Origin of the sequence: Streptomyces alboniger (assembly GCF_008704395.1) — a bacterium.
GTDB classification, from domain to species: Bacteria; Actinomycetota; Actinomycetes; order Streptomycetales; family Streptomycetaceae; genus Streptomyces; species Streptomyces alboniger.
The window spans coordinates 4,957,514-4,972,108 of sequence record NZ_CP023695.1 but is presented as its reverse complement, the minus strand read 5'-3'; the positions used below and the strand labels follow the sequence as shown (position 1 = coordinate 4,972,108).

The 14,595-nt window shown below is 71.9% G+C and carries 13 protein-coding genes and 1 pseudogene; 4 read left to right on the top strand and 10 right to left on the bottom strand.

Translation table 11 applies throughout. The features are described 5' to 3' along the window. Positions 1-3: 3 nt before the first annotated feature. Together CP975_RS22370 and CP975_RS22365 are read right to left on the bottom strand one after the other, a co-directional pair. Positions 4-897, bottom strand: coding sequence for a hypothetical protein (locus tag CP975_RS22370; RefSeq protein ID WP_055536340.1), 894 nt, complete (start codon positions 895-897; stop codon positions 4-6). A gap of 184 nt (positions 898-1,081) precedes the next feature. Then, positions 1,082-2,413, bottom strand: coding sequence for an Nramp family divalent metal transporter (locus tag CP975_RS22365; RefSeq protein ID WP_055536341.1), 1,332 nt, complete (start codon positions 2,411-2,413; stop codon positions 1,082-1,084). Between the two features lie 222 nt (positions 2,414-2,635). On the opposite strand from CP975_RS22365, the gene CP975_RS22360 reads away from it, so the two are divergent. Continuing rightward, the gene (locus tag CP975_RS22360; protein ID WP_150477265.1) at positions 2,636-3,976 is read left to right on the top strand and encodes a M14 family metallopeptidase; all 1,341 of its coding nucleotides are present in this window, start codon (positions 2,636-2,638) and stop codon (positions 3,974-3,976) included. A gap of 22 nt (positions 3,977-3,998) precedes the next feature. Here CP975_RS22360 and CP975_RS22355 read toward each other — a convergent pair whose 3' ends face one another. The 4 genes from CP975_RS22355 to CP975_RS22340 all read right to left on the bottom strand — a co-directional run bounded on the left by CP975_RS22355 (position 3,999) and on the right by CP975_RS22340 (position 7,856). Further along, positions 3,999-5,444 carry a GntP family permease gene (locus tag CP975_RS22355; protein ID WP_055531478.1) on the bottom strand — a complete coding sequence of 482 codons (1,446 nt, stop codon included), beginning with the start codon at positions 5,442-5,444 and terminating at the stop codon, positions 3,999-4,001. Between the two features lie 138 nt (positions 5,445-5,582). Then, positions 5,583-5,993 carry a RidA family protein gene (locus CP975_RS22350; RefSeq protein ID WP_055531476.1) on the bottom strand — a complete coding sequence of 137 codons (411 nt, stop codon included), beginning with the start codon at positions 5,991-5,993 and terminating at the stop codon, positions 5,583-5,585. A 7-nt stretch (positions 5,994-6,000) separates the two neighbouring features. Beyond that, positions 6,001-6,777, bottom strand: coding sequence for an IclR family transcriptional regulator (locus CP975_RS22345; protein WP_055531474.1), 777 nt, complete (start codon positions 6,775-6,777; stop codon positions 6,001-6,003). Continuing rightward, positions 6,774-7,856 carry a sugar kinase gene (locus CP975_RS22340; protein WP_055531482.1) on the bottom strand — a complete coding sequence of 361 codons (1,083 nt, stop codon included), beginning with the start codon at positions 7,854-7,856 and terminating at the stop codon, positions 6,774-6,776. Before CP975_RS22340 ends, CP975_RS22345 begins: the two co-directional genes overlap by 4 nt. A 127-nt stretch (positions 7,857-7,983) precedes the next feature. Between CP975_RS22340 and CP975_RS22335 the strand changes: the two genes are divergently transcribed. Next, positions 7,984-9,330, top strand: coding sequence for an amino acid deaminase (locus tag CP975_RS22335; protein ID WP_150477263.1), 1,347 nt, complete (start codon positions 7,984-7,986; stop codon positions 9,328-9,330). Positions 9,331-9,542: 212 nt separating this feature from the next. Further along, complete coding sequence (locus tag CP975_RS22330) at positions 9,543-11,162, top strand: N-acyl-D-amino-acid deacylase family protein (RefSeq protein WP_055528527.1); 1,620 nt, start codon at positions 9,543-9,545, stop codon at positions 11,160-11,162. A gap of 30 nt (positions 11,163-11,192) precedes the next feature. Here CP975_RS22330 and CP975_RS22325 read toward each other — a convergent pair whose 3' ends face one another. Further along, positions 11,193-11,693 (bottom strand): DinB family protein, encoded by a 501-nt coding sequence (locus tag CP975_RS22325; protein WP_055528526.1) that lies wholly within the window; start codon positions 11,691-11,693, stop codon positions 11,193-11,195. 21 nt (positions 11,694-11,714) lie between these two features. Continuing rightward, positions 11,715-12,341, bottom strand: a complete 627-nt coding sequence (locus tag CP975_RS22320) for an SAM-dependent methyltransferase (RefSeq protein ID WP_055528533.1) — start codon at positions 12,339-12,341, stop codon at positions 11,715-11,717. A 161-nt stretch (positions 12,342-12,502) separates the two neighbouring features. Here CP975_RS22320 and CP975_RS35890 point away from each other — a divergent pair. Beyond that, positions 12,503-12,574, top strand: a pseudogene (locus tag CP975_RS35890) (XRE family transcriptional regulator); the annotation flags it as partial. 17 nt (positions 12,575-12,591) lie between these two features. Here CP975_RS35890 and CP975_RS22310 read toward each other — a convergent pair. Next, positions 12,592-12,885 (bottom strand): SCO5918 family protein, encoded by a 294-nt coding sequence (locus CP975_RS22310; protein WP_055528525.1) that lies wholly within the window; start codon positions 12,883-12,885, stop codon positions 12,592-12,594. 102 nt (positions 12,886-12,987) lie between these two features. Then, on the bottom strand, positions 12,988-14,544 hold the full coding sequence (locus CP975_RS22305) for a DEAD/DEAH box helicase (protein WP_055528524.1): 1,557 nt from the start codon (positions 14,542-14,544) through the stop codon (positions 12,988-12,990). Positions 14,545-14,595 lie beyond the last annotated feature (51 nt).

Genomic DNA, 14,595 nt, shown 5'->3' with positions numbered 1-14,595 from the left:
CGGCTAGGTCGCACCGCGGGGCAGGAGTGCGCGGACGGGGCGCCCGGGGCGGTCCTCGGGCGGCGGCAGCGGCGCCGCGCAGAACGCGCAGCGGTCGCCGATGAGTTCGAGCCCGCACCAGTGGCAGTCGTCGCGGCGGACGGACGACACGAGCTGGTAGAGGACCGAGATGTCCGGGATGGCCGCGGCGAACTCGACGAGCTTGCCGGTGGCCCACCAGCGGGCGGACTCGGCGGGCAGGCGGGCCTCCTCGACCTCTTGGGAGCGCCAGGCGGGGGCGAGGTGACCGGTGACCCAGCCGGGCGCCAACTGCCCAGGTGCGTACAGCATCTTCGTACCGAACGCCGGTCCCGTCAGGCGCGCCTGCGAGCCGTCGCCCGAGAGCTTCACCAGCTCGGGCCGCGGGGTGGCGAGGACCGCGAACTGCGCTCCGGGAAGCCAGGACTTGGCGTGCGACTGGAGGGTGACGGGGACGCGGTCGAGCTTGGTGACGGAGCCGAGCAGGGCGCCCGCGTAGATGTAGTGGGAGAGCAGCCGGGCGGCGGAGGCGAGGACGCCGGGGCTGAAGTCGCAGACGGACAACTGCCGTAACTGGAGGGCGAGTACGGCGAGGCCGAGCGGCGGCAGGTCGGAGCGGACGACGGCGATCCGGTCGCTCTCCAGGACCGAGCGGACCGCGTACAGGCGCTGCGTGACGGCTGCGGGCGCCGAGGCGGGGCACAGGGCGATCACATAGCCGTGGTGCTCGATGAGCGTGTGCATCTCGGTGAGCGCCTGGTCCAGCGAGTACGCCCGCGGGGGCCGTACGGCGGACTGGAGGACGGCGGCGGAGGGCGTGTGCCGGTCGGGCGAGGGCAGCACGAGGTCGGGGCCGGTGACGGCTATGGCGGTCGGCATGCGCGCACCCCCTGCGGCTCACCCTGCACTTCTCCTCGGCCCCAGCACCATATCCAGGCAAGGGCCACCTCAACACCCAACTTCCCAGTGTTCACGTGGAGGTGACTGTCCCGTACTGGGAAGCGGGTGTCCGGTGGGCGGGCGCGGGGAGCTACCGGGGAACTGACGGAGAGCTGGCAGAGAGCTAGAAGAAGCTGCTCCAGTCCTGGTCGGAGATCTGTTTGACGCACAGGACCAGGAACAGCAGGCCCGCGACCGCCAGCATGCCGTTGCTGAGCCAGCCGTTGCGCCACTCGCTGGGTGTGCGCGAGGAGTTGAGCAGCCAGATGAGGGTCAGCGAGAGGAAGGGCATGAAGGCCGCGCCCAGCACGCCGTAGATGATGATCAGCCGGAAGGGCTGGCCCTGGAAGAGCAGGATCATCGGCGGGAAGGTCAGCCAGAGCAGGTACGCGCGGAACGGCACCGACTCCTCGCGCGCGCCGGACGCCACCTCCTCGCCGCTGAGCGCCTTCTCGTCGGCGCCCGCCCGCTGCTTGCGGTAGCGCTCGACGAAGTCCGCGAACATCAGGCTGACGCCGTGCCACACGCCGATCAGCGAGGTGAACGACGTGGCGAAGAAGCCGACGAGGAACAGCTTGGCGGTGGCGTTGCCGTACTCCTTCTCCAGGATGCCGGAGAGCTGGACGAGGCCCTTGTCGCCGCTCGCGATGGCGACGTTCGCGGAGTGCAGCATCTCGGCGCCGACGAAGAGCATGGCGACGACGAAGACGCCGGTGGTGATGTACGCGACGCGGTTGTCGAGCCGCATCACCTTCATCCAGCCGGTGTTGGTCCAGCCCTTGGCGTTGACCCAGTAGCCGTACGCGGCAAGGGTGATGGTGCCGCCGACGCCGCCGATCAGGCCGAGCGTGTTGAGGATCGAGTCCTTCTCGTCGGGCAGGACGGGCAGCAGGCCCGCGAAGGCCTCGCCCAGGTGCGGGGTGACGCGGATGGCGAGGTAAACGGTGACGACGAACATCACGCCGACCAGGACCGTCATGACCTTCTCGAAGACGGCGTACTTGTTGAACCAGACGAAGACGAGCCCGACGAGGCCGGTGAGGATCGCCCACCACTTGAGTTCCATGACGTCGGGGAAGAGCGCCTGGAGGGGCAGCCCCGAGGACGACATGGCCGCCGCCCCGTAGACGTACCCCCAGATCACCACGTAGACGACGAAGAACCACGTCGTCCAGCGGCCGAGGCTCGCCCAGCCGTCGAAGAGGGTGCGTCCGGTGGACAGGTGCCAGCGGCCGGCGGCCTCGGCGAGCGAGATCTTCACGACGCAGCCGATGACCGCGGCCCAGAGCAGGGTGTAGCCGAAGTTGCTGCCCGCGATGAGGGTCGCGACGAGGTCACCGGCGCCGACGCCGGTCGCGGCGACGACGATGCCGGGGCCGATGTACTTCCAGCTCGACTTGCGGGGCTGGGGTGCCGATGCGCCGGCGGTGGTGCCACTGCCTGTGGTTTCAGCCATGCCGATCAAGAAAGCGCAAAGCGGCGCGGGGCACAAGGGGTTGGCCGGAAGACAGCATTGACCGGAGCATGCCACGCCTCGACGATGGGGCGGCGCGACCCGCACCGTGCGCACGACAGTGCGCACCCCGCACAAGACCCCGCGTCCCAGCACCCCGCGTCCCAGCACCCCCGCACCCCCACGCGTCGCACTGAAACACCCCCCCACCCCTGAGGAGACTTCATGCGACTCCGCATACGCGGCAGAAGATCCGCCACCCTCGCGGCCCTTCTCGCCCTCGCCGTGGCGGCCCCCCTCACCGCCAACGCCTCCCCGTCCGAGCCCGGCACCACCGCCCGGAGCGCGGCGGCCGCCGATGAGGAGACCCGTCAGTACGAGATCCCGATGGCCGACGACCGAGCCGCCCGCACCGCGCTCGCCCGCACGGGTGTCGCGATCGACGAGGTCCACGCCCGCGCGGTGGTCGTCTCCGCCGACGGCCGCGAGGCGGCCCGGCTCCGGGAGGCGGGCTACGAACTCAGGGCTCTGGCCGGCCCCCCGAAGCGTACGAACGGACTGCCGGTGGAGGCCAAGGACTTCCCGCCCGCCGACTCGCGCTACCACAACTACGCCGAGATGACGGCGGCGATCGACCAGCGCATCGCGGCCCACCCGAACCTGATGAGCAAGCGCGTCATCGGCAAGTCCTACCAGGGCCGGGACATCGTCGCCATCAAGATCAGCGACAACGTGGCCACCGACGAGGCCGAGCCCGAGGTCCTCTTCACCCACCACCAGCACGCCCGCGAGCACCTGACGGTGGAGATGGCGCTCTACCTGCTGCGCGAGCTGGGCGACGACTACGCCACCGACGCCCGGGTCAAGAAGATGGTCGACGAGCGCGAGATCTGGATCGTGCCGGACCTGAACCCGGACGGCGGCGAGTACGACATCGCGACCGGCTCCTACCGCAGCTGGCGCAAGAATCGCCAGCCCAACAGCGGTTCGTCGAACGTCGGCACCGACATGAACCGCAACTGGGCCTACCGGTGGGGCTGCTGCGGCGGCTCATCGGGCAACACCGGCTCCGAGACCTACCGCGGCCCGAGCGCCGAGTCGGCCCCCGAGGTGAAGGTCGTCGCCAACTTCGTCCGCAGCCGCGTCGTCGGCGGCAAGCAGCAGATCAGGGCCTCCATCGACTTCCACACGTACAGCGAACTGATCCTGTGGCCCTACGGCTACACGTACAGCGACACGGGCCCCGGCCTCACCCAGGACGACCGCGACGCGCACGCCACCGTCGGCCGCAAGATGGCCGCGAGCAACGGCTACACGCCGCAGCAGTCCAGCGACCTCTACATCACGGACGGGTCGATCAACGACTGGCTGTGGGGCAGCCAGAAGATCTTCAGCTACACCTTCGAGATGTACCCGTCGACCGCGGGCGGCGGCGGCTTCTACCCGCCCGACGAGGTCATCGAACGCGAGACCTCGCGCAACCGCGACGCGGTCCTGCAACTCCTGGAGAACTCGGACTGCATGTACCGGTCCATCGGCAAGGAACAGCAGTACTGCACGGCCTGACAGCCCGGTCCTGGTCAGCCTGTTACACGAACAGGCTGACCAGCGCCGCCACCGCGAACCCGGCCAGTGACAGCACCGACTCCAGCACCGTCCACGTCCTCAGCGTGTCCCGCTCGCTGATGCCGAAGTACTTCGCGACCATCCAGAACCCGCCGTCGTTGACGTGCGAGGCGAAGATGGAGCCCGCCGAGATCGCCATGATGACCAGGGCCACGAAGGCCTGCGAGTGGTCGCCCTCCGCGAGGAGCGGGGCGACGATGCCGGCCGTCGTGACGATCGCGACCGTCGCGGAGCCCTGGGCGACGCGCAGCACCAGGGAGAGCAGGTAGGCGAGGACGATGATGGGCAGGCCCACGTCCTGGAAGGTGTCCGAGAGGGCCTTCGCGACGCCGCTCGCCTTGAGGACCGCGCCGAAGACCCCGCCCGCGCCGACCACCAGCAGGATGTTGCCGACCGGCTTCAGGGACGAGGTCGACACCCTCTCCAGGGACTTGCGGGACCAGCCGCGCCGGATGCCCAGCAGGTAGTACGCCATGAGCAGGGCGATCGTGAGGGCCACGAAGGGGTTGCCGAAGAACTCGATCACCGAGCGGGTCGTCGAGGGGTCGAAGGCGATCGAGGAGAACGTCGCCAGGAGGATCAGGACCAGCGGCGTGCCGATGATGGCGAGGACGAGGCGCAGTGGCACCGGCTTCTCCTGCGGGGCCACACCCGCCTCCCGCTGCTCGGCGACCACCGCCGCCTTCGCCTCCTCCGCGGCCTCGACCATGTCCTGCGGTACGGGTACGAAGATGCGCTCGCCGATCCACGCCGAGTACGCCCACGCGGCGAGCACCGCCGGGATGCCGCAGACGACGCCCATCAGGATGACCCAGCCGAGGTCCACCTTGAGGAGTCCGGCCGCCGCCACCGGCCCCGGGTGCGGGGGCAGGAACGCGTGGGTCATCGACAGGCCCGCGAGGAGGGGGAGGCAGTACAGCAGGATCGACTTGCCGCTGCGCTTGGCGGCGGCGTACACGATGGGGGCCAGGACGAAGATGCCCACATCGAAGAAGACCGGGACGCCGAAGATCAGGCCCGTCAGGCCCATGGCGAGCGGCGCGCGCTTCTCACCGAAGAGGCCCAGCAGGCGCGACGCCAGCACCTCCGCGCCGCCCGAGACCTCCAGGATCGCGCCGAGCATCGTGCCGAGGCCGATGATGATCGCCACATGCCCGAGGATGCCGCCCATGCCCGACTCGACGACCGAGACGGCGTCGGACTTCTGGACGGTGCCGAAGAGTTCGGTGACGGAGAGGCCGGCCGCGAGACCGACGGCTATGGAGACCGCGAGCAGCGCCACGAAGGGCTGGAGCCTGACCTTGATGATCAGGAGGAGCAGGAGCACGATGCCGAGCGCGGCGACGGTCAGCAGGCCCGCCGTGCCGTCGATCAGGGCGAGGAGACCGCCGGTGTGGGACGGGGACATGGTTGACCTCGTAAGTGCATGGGGCTTTCGTGGGCAGGGCGGATCACGGCACGGCGCCCCGGGGGAAGGGGGCGCCGCGCCGTGACGACGTACGGCTTGCGGGAAGTGAAGGGGTGTCAGCCGGGAACTGAGCGTGTGTCAGCCGAGCACGGCGAGTGCGTCGATCTCGATGAGCAGGCCCTTGGGCAGCCCGACGTAGACGGTGGTGCGGGCCGAGGCGGGGGCCTTGAGGCCCTGCTCCTCGAAGTAGGCGTTGTAGATCTCGTTCATCTCGGCGAAGTGGTCCACGTCCGTGAGGTAGACGCGCATCATCATCACGTCGTCCCAGGTGGCACCGCCCTCTTCGAGGATCGCCTTGACGTTGGCGAAGGTCTGGAGGGCCTGCTCGCGCAGGGTCGGGCCCGCCGGGGTGGGCGCCTTGCCCTCCTCGGCCGGGAGGAAGCCGACCTGACCGGCGACCTGGAGGATGTTGCCCTTCTTGACGCCGTGGGAGAACTTCGCGGGCGGGGTGGTGTGGGTGGCCGGGGTGAGGGCTGTCTTCTCGGTCATCTGCTGATCAGGCTTCCTTGATAGGGGCGGTTTTCGCGTCGGGAGCGGCGCCGGAGTACTCCCGGCTGATGGCTTCCGCCGTGCGGCGCACCAGCGGGAGGAGGGAGAGGAGTTCCTCGGCGGTGACGACCACGTTCGGCGCGGAGACCGACATGGCGGCGACGACGCGCCCGTCGGCGCCGCGGACGGGGGCCGCGACGCAGTTGATGGACTCCTCGTGGCCACCGAGGTCGGTGGCCCAGCCCTGTTCGCGCACCTTCTCCAACTCCCGCAGGAAAGCGGCGGCGTTGGGGGTGGAACGGGACGTGTAGGTGGGGTAGTCGAGCTTCTCCGCGAAGGCGCGGCGCTCGGCTTCCGGGAAGTCGGCGAGCAGCAGTTTGGCGACGGCGGCGACGGTGATGGCGACCGGTTTGCCGATGCGGGAGTACATCCGTACCGGGTAGCGGCTCTCGACCTTGTCGATGTAGAGGACTTCCCCGTCCTCGTGGACGGCGAGGTGGATCGTGTGGCCGCAGCGTTCGTTGAGGGCGAGGAGGTGGGGGTGGGCGATCTCGCGCACGTCGAGGTTCTCGACGGCCTCCTGGGCGAGCGCGAAGAGGCGCGCCCCGAGGCGGTAGCGCTGGTCGGACTGGCGGAAGACCAGGCCGTGCTCGTGGAGGGTGCGCAGGAGCCGGAGCGCCGTGGACTTGTGGACACCGAGCCGGTCGGCCACCTGACCCAGGTCGGCGGGGCCCTCGGCGAGCAGCGGCAGGATCGAGAGCGCGCGGTCGACGGTCTGGCTCATGGGGTACGTACCTCCTCGTCGGCCCCGGGCTCCTCCGGGGCGTTCGCCGTCCAGCCGGGACCGAGACGAAGTGTCTCCCAGGCGGCGTCGTCCAGAGCGGCGAGGCGGTCGGCGTGTGGGCGGGCGGGGGGTGCGGCGAGGTCGCCGGGGACGGTGAGGGCCGCGGCGGCCATGAGGTGGCCGTGGCGCAGCCGCCGGTCGGCGGGCAGGTCGCGCAGGGTGGCGGAGAGGAACCCGGCGGCGAAGGCGTCACCGGCGCCTACGGGCGCGACGACGTCCACGCGCAGGGCGGGCTGGAAGACGGGGTCCTCGCCGTGGCGCAGGACGGTGGCGCCGCGGCCGCCCTGCTTGACGACGAGGGTGTCGGGTTCGGGCAGTACGGCGCGCAGGGCTGCGGGGCCGCCGGTGACGCCCCAGGCGGCCGCGGCCTCGTCCTCGCCGACGAAGACGAGGTCGGCGCCGCGGGCCAGGCCGAGCAGGACGCCGGGCGCGTGGGCGGAGCCGCCGCCCGCGTCCTTCCACAGCCGTGGGCGGTAGTTGACGTCGAAGGAGACGAGCGGCCCGCGGTCGACGCGCCGGGTGCAGAGGTGGCGTACGAGATCGAGGCAGCCGGCGGAGAGGGCGGGCGTGATGCCCGACAGGTGCAGGACGCGGCCCGAGGCGAGCGCGTCCTCGTCGACCGAGCCCGGCGCCATGGCGGAGGCGGCCGAGCCCGCGCGGTAGTAGACGACCTCGTGGGCGTCGGTGGAGCGGTCGTCGGCGGTGCGGAAGTAGATGCCGGTGGGGCGGTGGGGGTCGCGGCCGACGGCGGAGGTGTCCACTCCACAGCGCGCGATCGACTCGACGAGGTGGTCGCCGAAGCCGTCGGCGCCGACGCGGCTGACCCAGCGGGTGGTGTGCCCGGCCGCGGCGAGCGCGCACAGGACGTTCGACTCGGCGCCGCCGATTCCGCGGTCGAAGGAGGGCACGTCGGCGAGGCGGCCGGGTCGCGCGGGCAGGAAGGTGACCATGGACTCGCCGAGCGCCACGACGTCCACTGCTGCCTGCGCGGCCGCCGTCGCGGCTGCCTGTGCGGTCACGTTCTTCCAGCCCCTCAACCGTCCCTCCGGATCCGTTGACCCGGCGTTGGCTCGGATGTTAGACAGCAGTAAACGCCATACGCAATGACTGTTGCAGATGCTGCAACGCACTCTGGAGGAGGCGCCCATGGCCGCCGACAACGCCGACCACGCCGACGACCACGCCGACGACGCGGCCGACGCCGTCGTCCGGTCCGCCGATCCGCTGGCCGCGCTCGCGGACGAGCGGATCGACCACCGCTTCAAGGGCCTGCCCCCCGACGCGGAGGGCCTTACTGTCGGCGAGCTGGCGGCCCAGCGCCGGAACCTCTTCACCGGCGGGTTCACCACGCCCGTCCTCGCGCTCTCCGCGGAACGCCTCGAACACAACCTCGCCCTCATGGAGACGTACGCCGAGCGGCACGGCCTGGCCTTCGCGCCGCACGGCAAGACGTCGATGGCGCCGCAGCTCTTCGCCCGGCAGATGGAGCGCGGGGCGTGGGGCATCACGCTCGCGGTGCCCCACCAGGTGCGGGTGGCGCGGGCTTTCGGCACCTCGCGGATCTTCCTCGCGAACGAACTGGTCGACGCGGCGGCGCTGCGCTGGCTGGCCGGCGAGATGAACGCCGACCCGTCCTTCGGCTTCATCTGTTACGTCGACTCCGTACGCGGCGTCGAGTTGATGCACGCCGCGCTCAGCGAGGCGGGGGCGAGCCGCCCCGTGGACGTCGTCATCGAACTGGCTGCGGGCGACGAGGCACGCACCGGGGTGCGGACCGAGGCCGAGTGCTTCGAGATCGCCAACGCCGTCGCGGGCGCGGACACGCTGCGGCTCGTGGGCGTCGCCGGATACGAGGGCGAGGTGCCGCGGCCCTCCACGGAGCGGGTCACCGCGTGGCTGCGACGGCTCGTCGCGCTGCTCGTCGAACTCGACAGGTCGGGGCGGTTCGCGGATCTTCCGGAGGCCGTGCTCAGCGCGGGGGGCAGCGCGTGGTTCGACGCGGTGGCGTCGGTCTTCGCCGAGGTGCCGGAACTCTCCTCGCCCGTACTGAAGTTGCTGCGTTCGGGTGCGTACGTCTCGCATGACGACGGCCACTACCGGAAGCTGACGCCCTTCAACCGCGTCCCGGGGGAGGGCGGCCTGGAGCCTGCGTTCCGTCTTTGGTCGCAGGTGGTGTCGCGTCCCTCTTCGGAGCAGGCGTTCACCAACGCGGGGAAGCGGGACGCGGCGTACGACCTCGACCTGCCCGAGGCGCAGGTCGTCCGCCGGGGCGGGGTGGCGGGCGGCGTGGAGAGCCCCGCGACCGGCATCGCGGTGACGGGCCTCTCCGACCAGCACGGATGGCTGCGGACCTCGCCGGAGGCGGAACTCGCCGTGGGCGACTGGGTGGGGATGGGCCTCTCCCATCCGTGCACGGTGTTCGACAAGTGGCAGCTGATTCCCCTGGTGGAGGGGGATGGGGCGGTCACGGGCTACATCCGCACGTTCTTCTGACCGGGGGGTCTTGGGGGTTTGGGGGGCTTTGCGGGGCGGGATGGGGCGGGCGGGGTGGGGCTGTGCCTCCGCCACCCGGCCCGTTGCCCGGCGTCATCCCCCGCCCCGTCGCCGCGCGACGGCCGTCTCCCATCCACCCACGCGTTTAGCCCCCCCGCCCCCCCGCCCAAGCGCCCCGCAAGACGCGCAAGCCCCCCAAGAGAGGCCCCGCCATGGACCTGGTGATCCAAGACGCCCGCGTCATAGACGGCACCGGAGGTGCCTCCTACCGCGCCGACATCGGCGTACAGGAGGGCAGGATCGCCGCGATCCACAGGGAGGGCGACACCGGCCCCCGCCCGGCAGCGGCGCGGCGGCACACCCTGGACGCCCAGGGCCTGGCGCTGGCGCCGGGTTTCATCGACATGCACGCCCACAGCGACCTCGCCCTCCTGCGCGACCCGGAGCACACCGCGAAGGCCGCCCAGGGTGTGACCCTGGAGGTCATCGGCCAGGACGGCCTCAGTTACGCCCCCGTGGACGACCGCACGCTCGCCCAGGTCCGCCGGGCCATCACCGGCTGGAACGGCGACGGCTCCGACATCGACTTCACGTGGCGCACGGTCGGCGGTTACCTGGACGCCCTGGACACGGCCCACGGCGGCCACGGCATCGCGGTGAACGCCGCCTACCTCATCCCGCAGGGCACCGTACGGATGTACGCACTGGGCTGGGACGACCGCCCGGCGACCCCCGCCGAGCTGGACCGCATGCGGCACCTCGTCGCCGAGGGGATGAGCGAGGGCGCCGTCGGCATGTCCTCGGGCCTCACCTACACCCCCGGCATGTACGCCGACGACTCCGAACTCGCCGCGCTGTGTGAGGTCGTAGCCGCCCACAAGGGCTACTACTGCCCCCATCACCGCAGTTACGGGGCGGGCGCCCTCCAGGCGTACGAGGAGATGGTGAACCTCGCCCGCACCGCGCGCTGTCCCCTGCACCTCGCGCACGCCACCATGAACTTCGGCGTGAACAAGGGTAGGGCCCCGGACCTCCTCGCCCTCCTCGACGACGCCCTCGCGCACGGCGCGGACATCACCCTCGACACGTACCCCTACACCCCCGGCTGCACCACGCTCGTCGCGATGCTGCCCAGTTGGGCGGGCGAAGGCGGCCCGGACGCGATCCTCGCCCGGCTCCGGGACGACGGGACCGCCGAGAGGATCCGCCATCACCTGGAGGTCGTCGGCTCCGACGGCTGCCACGGCGTCCCCATCGAATGGGACACCATCGAGATCTCCGGCGCCCTCGCTCCCGGGCTCGCCTCCTGCGTCGGCAGGACGATCCAGGAGTTGGCCGACGCGCGGGGCGAGGCCCCCTGGACCACCGCCCGCCGTCTGCTCATCGACGACAGGCTGGGCTCGACGATCCTCCAGCACGTCGGCCACGAGGAGAACGTCCGGGCGATCATGCGGCACCGCGTGCACACCGGTGGCAGCGACGGCATCCTGCAAGGGGTCAAACCGCACCCGCGCGCCTACGGCACGTTCCCGCAGTATCTCGGGCGCTACGCACGGGAGTTGGGTGTCCTGTCCCTCGAGGAGACCGTCGCCCACCTCACCTCGCGGCCCGCGGCCCGCCTCCGGCTCCCCGACCGGGGCCTCGTCCGCGAGGGCTACCGCGCCGACCTGGTCCTCTTCGACCCGGAGACGGTCGCGGCGGGCTCGACGTTCGAAGCGCCCCGCACGCTGCCCGTCGGCATTCCGCACGTCCTGATCGACGGCCGGTTCGTGATGCGGGACGGCCGCCGCACGGACACCCTCGCGGGGCGCGCCGTACGCCGTACGCCCTGACCACCCGGCCCCCGGCCCCGGCCCCGGCCCTCAGCGTCCGGTCGCGCCGTCGATCAGTTCGCGGAGGATGTCCGCGTGGCCGGCGTGGCGGCCGGTCTCCTCGATCAGGTGGGTGAGAGCCCAACGGACGCTGGGGGCCGGGCCGTTCGGTCCGGGGCGGGGCAGGGGCGCGCCGAGGTCGGCGCATCCGTCGAGTACGTCGTTGGCCTGGCCGACCGCCTGCCGGTAGCGGGCGACGACGTCGGCCACGCTGTCCTCGGGCGCGGCGCGGAAGGTCGCCGGCCAGTCGGTGACCCGCTCGCCGAGGAACGTGGACCGCTCGACGGCGGTGAGGTGGCCGAGCAGGCCGAGCAGGTTCGTGCCGGACGGCACTCCGGCGGTTCGTACCCCCGGTTCGGGGGCGCCCTCGACCTTCGCGCGGACCGAGTGGCGAAGGTAGTCGAGGAAGCCGCGCAGGACCTCGGTCTCACTGTTCCCGGTCCGGGGCGGCGGGGCGTCACCGCGGCGTGCGCGGCGGGATTCGGCGGGCATGGCGTGCCTCCTCACCGGGTTTCAGGCGGCGCGACGGATGATCAGGACGTGGTCGATGACCTCGGCGGTACGCCCGTCGGGTCCGGTCGCCGTCCGGCGGGGCGCATCGGCCCGCTCGACCGTCCACTCCGCCGGGTCGAGGCCGAGATCCGCGGCGACCTCCTGGGGAGCCGGGTAGCGCACGTGAGGGTCCTGGTTCCACGACCAGGGGGCGGTCGAGCCGTGGTCGACGACCAGCAGCGCCCCTCCCGGGCGCAGGGCGTGCGCGGCCTTGCGCAGGACGGTCGTCCTGTCCAGTTCGAGGGGGGTCTGGAAGTAGTGGGCGCTGACGAGGTCGAAGGCGCCGCGCGGGAAGGACCCGGGCAGATCGTGGCGTTCGGCGGCGATCCGGTCGCCGAGGCCGTGTGCGAGGGCGAGCGCGGTGAGGCGCCCGACCGCCACGGCCGAGACGTCGACGGCGGTGACGTGCCATCCCTGGCGGGCGAGCGACAGCGCGTCGCCGCCCTCGCCGCAGCCGAGGTCGAGCACATCGCCGGGCGACAGGTCGGTGACCGTCTCGGTGAGTCGTACGTTCGGCCGCGGATCGGTGGCCGCCGGCCGGGCCGCGTAGACGCCGTCCCAGAACGCGACGGGGTCGGCGGTCTTCACCGGCTCCACGGAATCCGAGGGATTCACGGGGCTCAGGGGGTTCACGGGGTTCATCGAGGGCTCCTCCAGCATGGCTTTCGGGAACGCCCGCAGTCTTGTCCGGCTCCCCGTGATCTGGCACGGGTTCTTGCGGTTCCGGCAAGGGCTGGTACGTACTCAACCTCAACGGCCGCCTGCGCCTGCTGGTCGGCGAGCGCGATCTGACGCTCCCAGCGGGCGAGGCGGCCGAGTTCCCCCCGGGGGGGGGCGGCTAGACGAGGGACGTCGGCCAGGCCTGCGCCGCCGGCTCCGGGTCCGGCGCGACGGGCTCGGGCATGGCGCGGCAGGTGAAGCCGAGGCCGGTCAGCGCCCGGGTCACCTCGCGCGCCGAGAAGTCGCGGCGGTCCTGCCGCGTGATGACTTCCCCGACCTGCTTGACGGGGTAGTGACGTCGGTTGATGATCACCGACTCACCGGTGACGGGCTCGGGCTTGACGCCCTTCATGGCCTGCTCGACCTCGCTCTTGAACAGGTCGAAGGGGAAGCGGGCGATGACACAGCGCATGGTGCCTCACAGAGGGGAAGGGGCGGGGAGACCTGAAGGGGCTCCGGGCGGGAGCCCGGAGGGAAGACCCCGGGCGGGAGCCCGGGGTCGAGCGGCCCTGGATCAAGCGGCCCTGTTCTGCGAAGCCCCCTGCGGGGCCCCGCCCTGCGACGCGCCGCCACCCTGCGTGCGGGAGGCGTAGGCGCGGCGCGCGCGACCGTCGCGGGGACGGCGGCCACGGGCCGGGGAGCCGCCGGCGCGCCGGGAGCCTTCCTTCGGCGGGGCGGCGATGGTCACCGGGACCCCCGAAGGGGTCCTGGCTCCGGTGATACGCGTCAGCTCGGCCTCGCCGGACCGCACCTGGATGGTCTGCGGGGTGATGCCCGCGGCCACCATCAGCCGGTTCATGTCGCGCCGCTGCGCCGAGGTGACCAGCGTGACGACGCTGCCGGAACCACCCGCGCGGGCGGTGCGGCCGCCGCGGTGCAGGTAGTCCTTGTGGTCGGCCGGCGGGTCGACGTTGACGACCAGGTCGAGGTCGTCGACGTGGATGCCGCGCGCCGCGACGTTCGTCGCGACGAGCGCCGTGACCTGGCCGGACTTGAACTGCGAGAGCGTACGGGTGCGCTGCGGCTGGGACTTGCCGCCGTGCAGCGCCGCGGCCCGCACCCCGCTGTTGAGCAGGTGCGTGGTGAGCTGGTCGACGGCGTGCTTGGTGTCCAGGAAGAGGATCACCCGCCCGTCGCGGGCGGCGATCTCCGTCGTGGTGGCGTACTTGTCGGCGCCGTGGATGTGCAGCACGTGGTGCTCCATCGTGGTGACCGCGCCCGCCGAGGGGTCGACCGAGTGGACGACCGGGTCGTTGAGGTAGCGCCGGACCAGGAGGTCGACGTTGCGGTCCAGGGTGGCCGAGAACAGCATCCGCTGGCCGCCGGAGCGCACCTGGTCGAGGAGTTCGGTGACCTGGGGCAGGAAGCCCATGTCGGCCATCTGGTCGGCCTCGTCGAGGACGGTGATGGCGACGTCGTCGAGCTGGCAGTCGCGGCGCTCGATGAGGTCCTTGAGCCGGCCGGGCGTGGCGACGACGACCTCGGCCCCGGCGCGCAGCGCGCCGGCCTGCCGTCCGATCGACATACCGCCGACCACGGTGGCCATGCGCAGCCGCACCGCCTTGGCGTACGGGGTGAGCGCGTCGGTCACCTGCTGCGCCAGCTCACGGGTGGGTACGAGGACCAGGGCGCGCGGGCGGCGCGGCTCGGCGCGCTGTCCCGCGGTGCGCGCGAGCACGGCGAGGCCGAAGGCGAGGGTCTTGCCCGAGCCGGTGCGCCCGCGGCCGAGGACGTCACGGCCCGCGAGGGAGTTGGGCAGCGTCGCCGCCTGGATCGGGAAGGGCTCGGTGACACCCAGACGGGTGAGGGTCTGCACCACGCCGTCCGGCAGTCCGAGCGCGCCGAAGTCCTCGACGGGCGGCAGGGCCGGGGTGACGGTGACCGGGAGGGCGAACTCTCCCTGGAGCGCGGCGGGGCGCCGCGAGGGGCCCTTGGAGTACGACCGTCCGGAGGAGCGGGGTCCGCCGGAGCGGGGGCCGCCACCGGAACGGGAGCCCTCCGTGGCGCGGAAGCCGCCGGATGAGCGGGGACTGCCCGCGTGTCGGCCGTTCGTGCGAGTTGAGCGGTTCATGAAGAACCTTCCTCGATGCGGCGCGTATCGAGGAATTCTCGCCGACACCGT

Bases quoted from the DNA above. Each gene is read 5' to 3' on its own strand.
- CP975_RS22370 (WP_055536340.1), bottom strand. From the start codon at position 897: ATGCCGACCGCCATAGCCGTCACCGGCCCCGACCTCGTGCTGCCCTCG.
- CP975_RS22365 (WP_055536341.1), bottom strand. From the start codon at position 2,413: ATGGCTGAAACCACAGGCAGTGGCACCACCGCCGGCGCATCGGCACCC.
- CP975_RS22360 (WP_150477265.1), top strand. From the start codon at position 2,636: ATGCGACTCCGCATACGCGGCAGAAGATCCGCCACCCTCGCGGCCCTT.
- CP975_RS22355 (WP_055531478.1), bottom strand. From the start codon at position 5,444: ATGTCCCCGTCCCACACCGGCGGTCTCCTCGCCCTGATCGACGGCACG.
- CP975_RS22350 (WP_055531476.1), bottom strand. From the start codon at position 5,993: ATGACCGAGAAGACAGCCCTCACCCCGGCCACCCACACCACCCCGCCC.
- CP975_RS22345 (WP_055531474.1), bottom strand. From the start codon at position 6,777: ATGAGCCAGACCGTCGACCGCGCGCTCTCGATCCTGCCGCTGCTCGCC.
- CP975_RS22335 (WP_150477263.1), top strand. From the start codon at position 7,984: ATGGCCGCCGACAACGCCGACCACGCCGACGACCACGCCGACGACGCG.
- CP975_RS22330 (WP_055528527.1), top strand. From the start codon at position 9,543: ATGGACCTGGTGATCCAAGACGCCCGCGTCATAGACGGCACCGGAGGT.
- CP975_RS22325 (WP_055528526.1), bottom strand. From the start codon at position 11,693: ATGCCCGCCGAATCCCGCCGCGCACGCCGCGGTGACGCCCCGCCGCCC.
- CP975_RS22310 (WP_055528525.1), bottom strand. From the start codon at position 12,885: ATGCGCTGTGTCATCGCCCGCTTCCCCTTCGACCTGTTCAAGAGCGAG.
- CP975_RS22305 (WP_055528524.1), bottom strand. From the start codon at position 14,544: ATGAACCGCTCAACTCGCACGAACGGCCGACACGCGGGCAGTCCCCGC.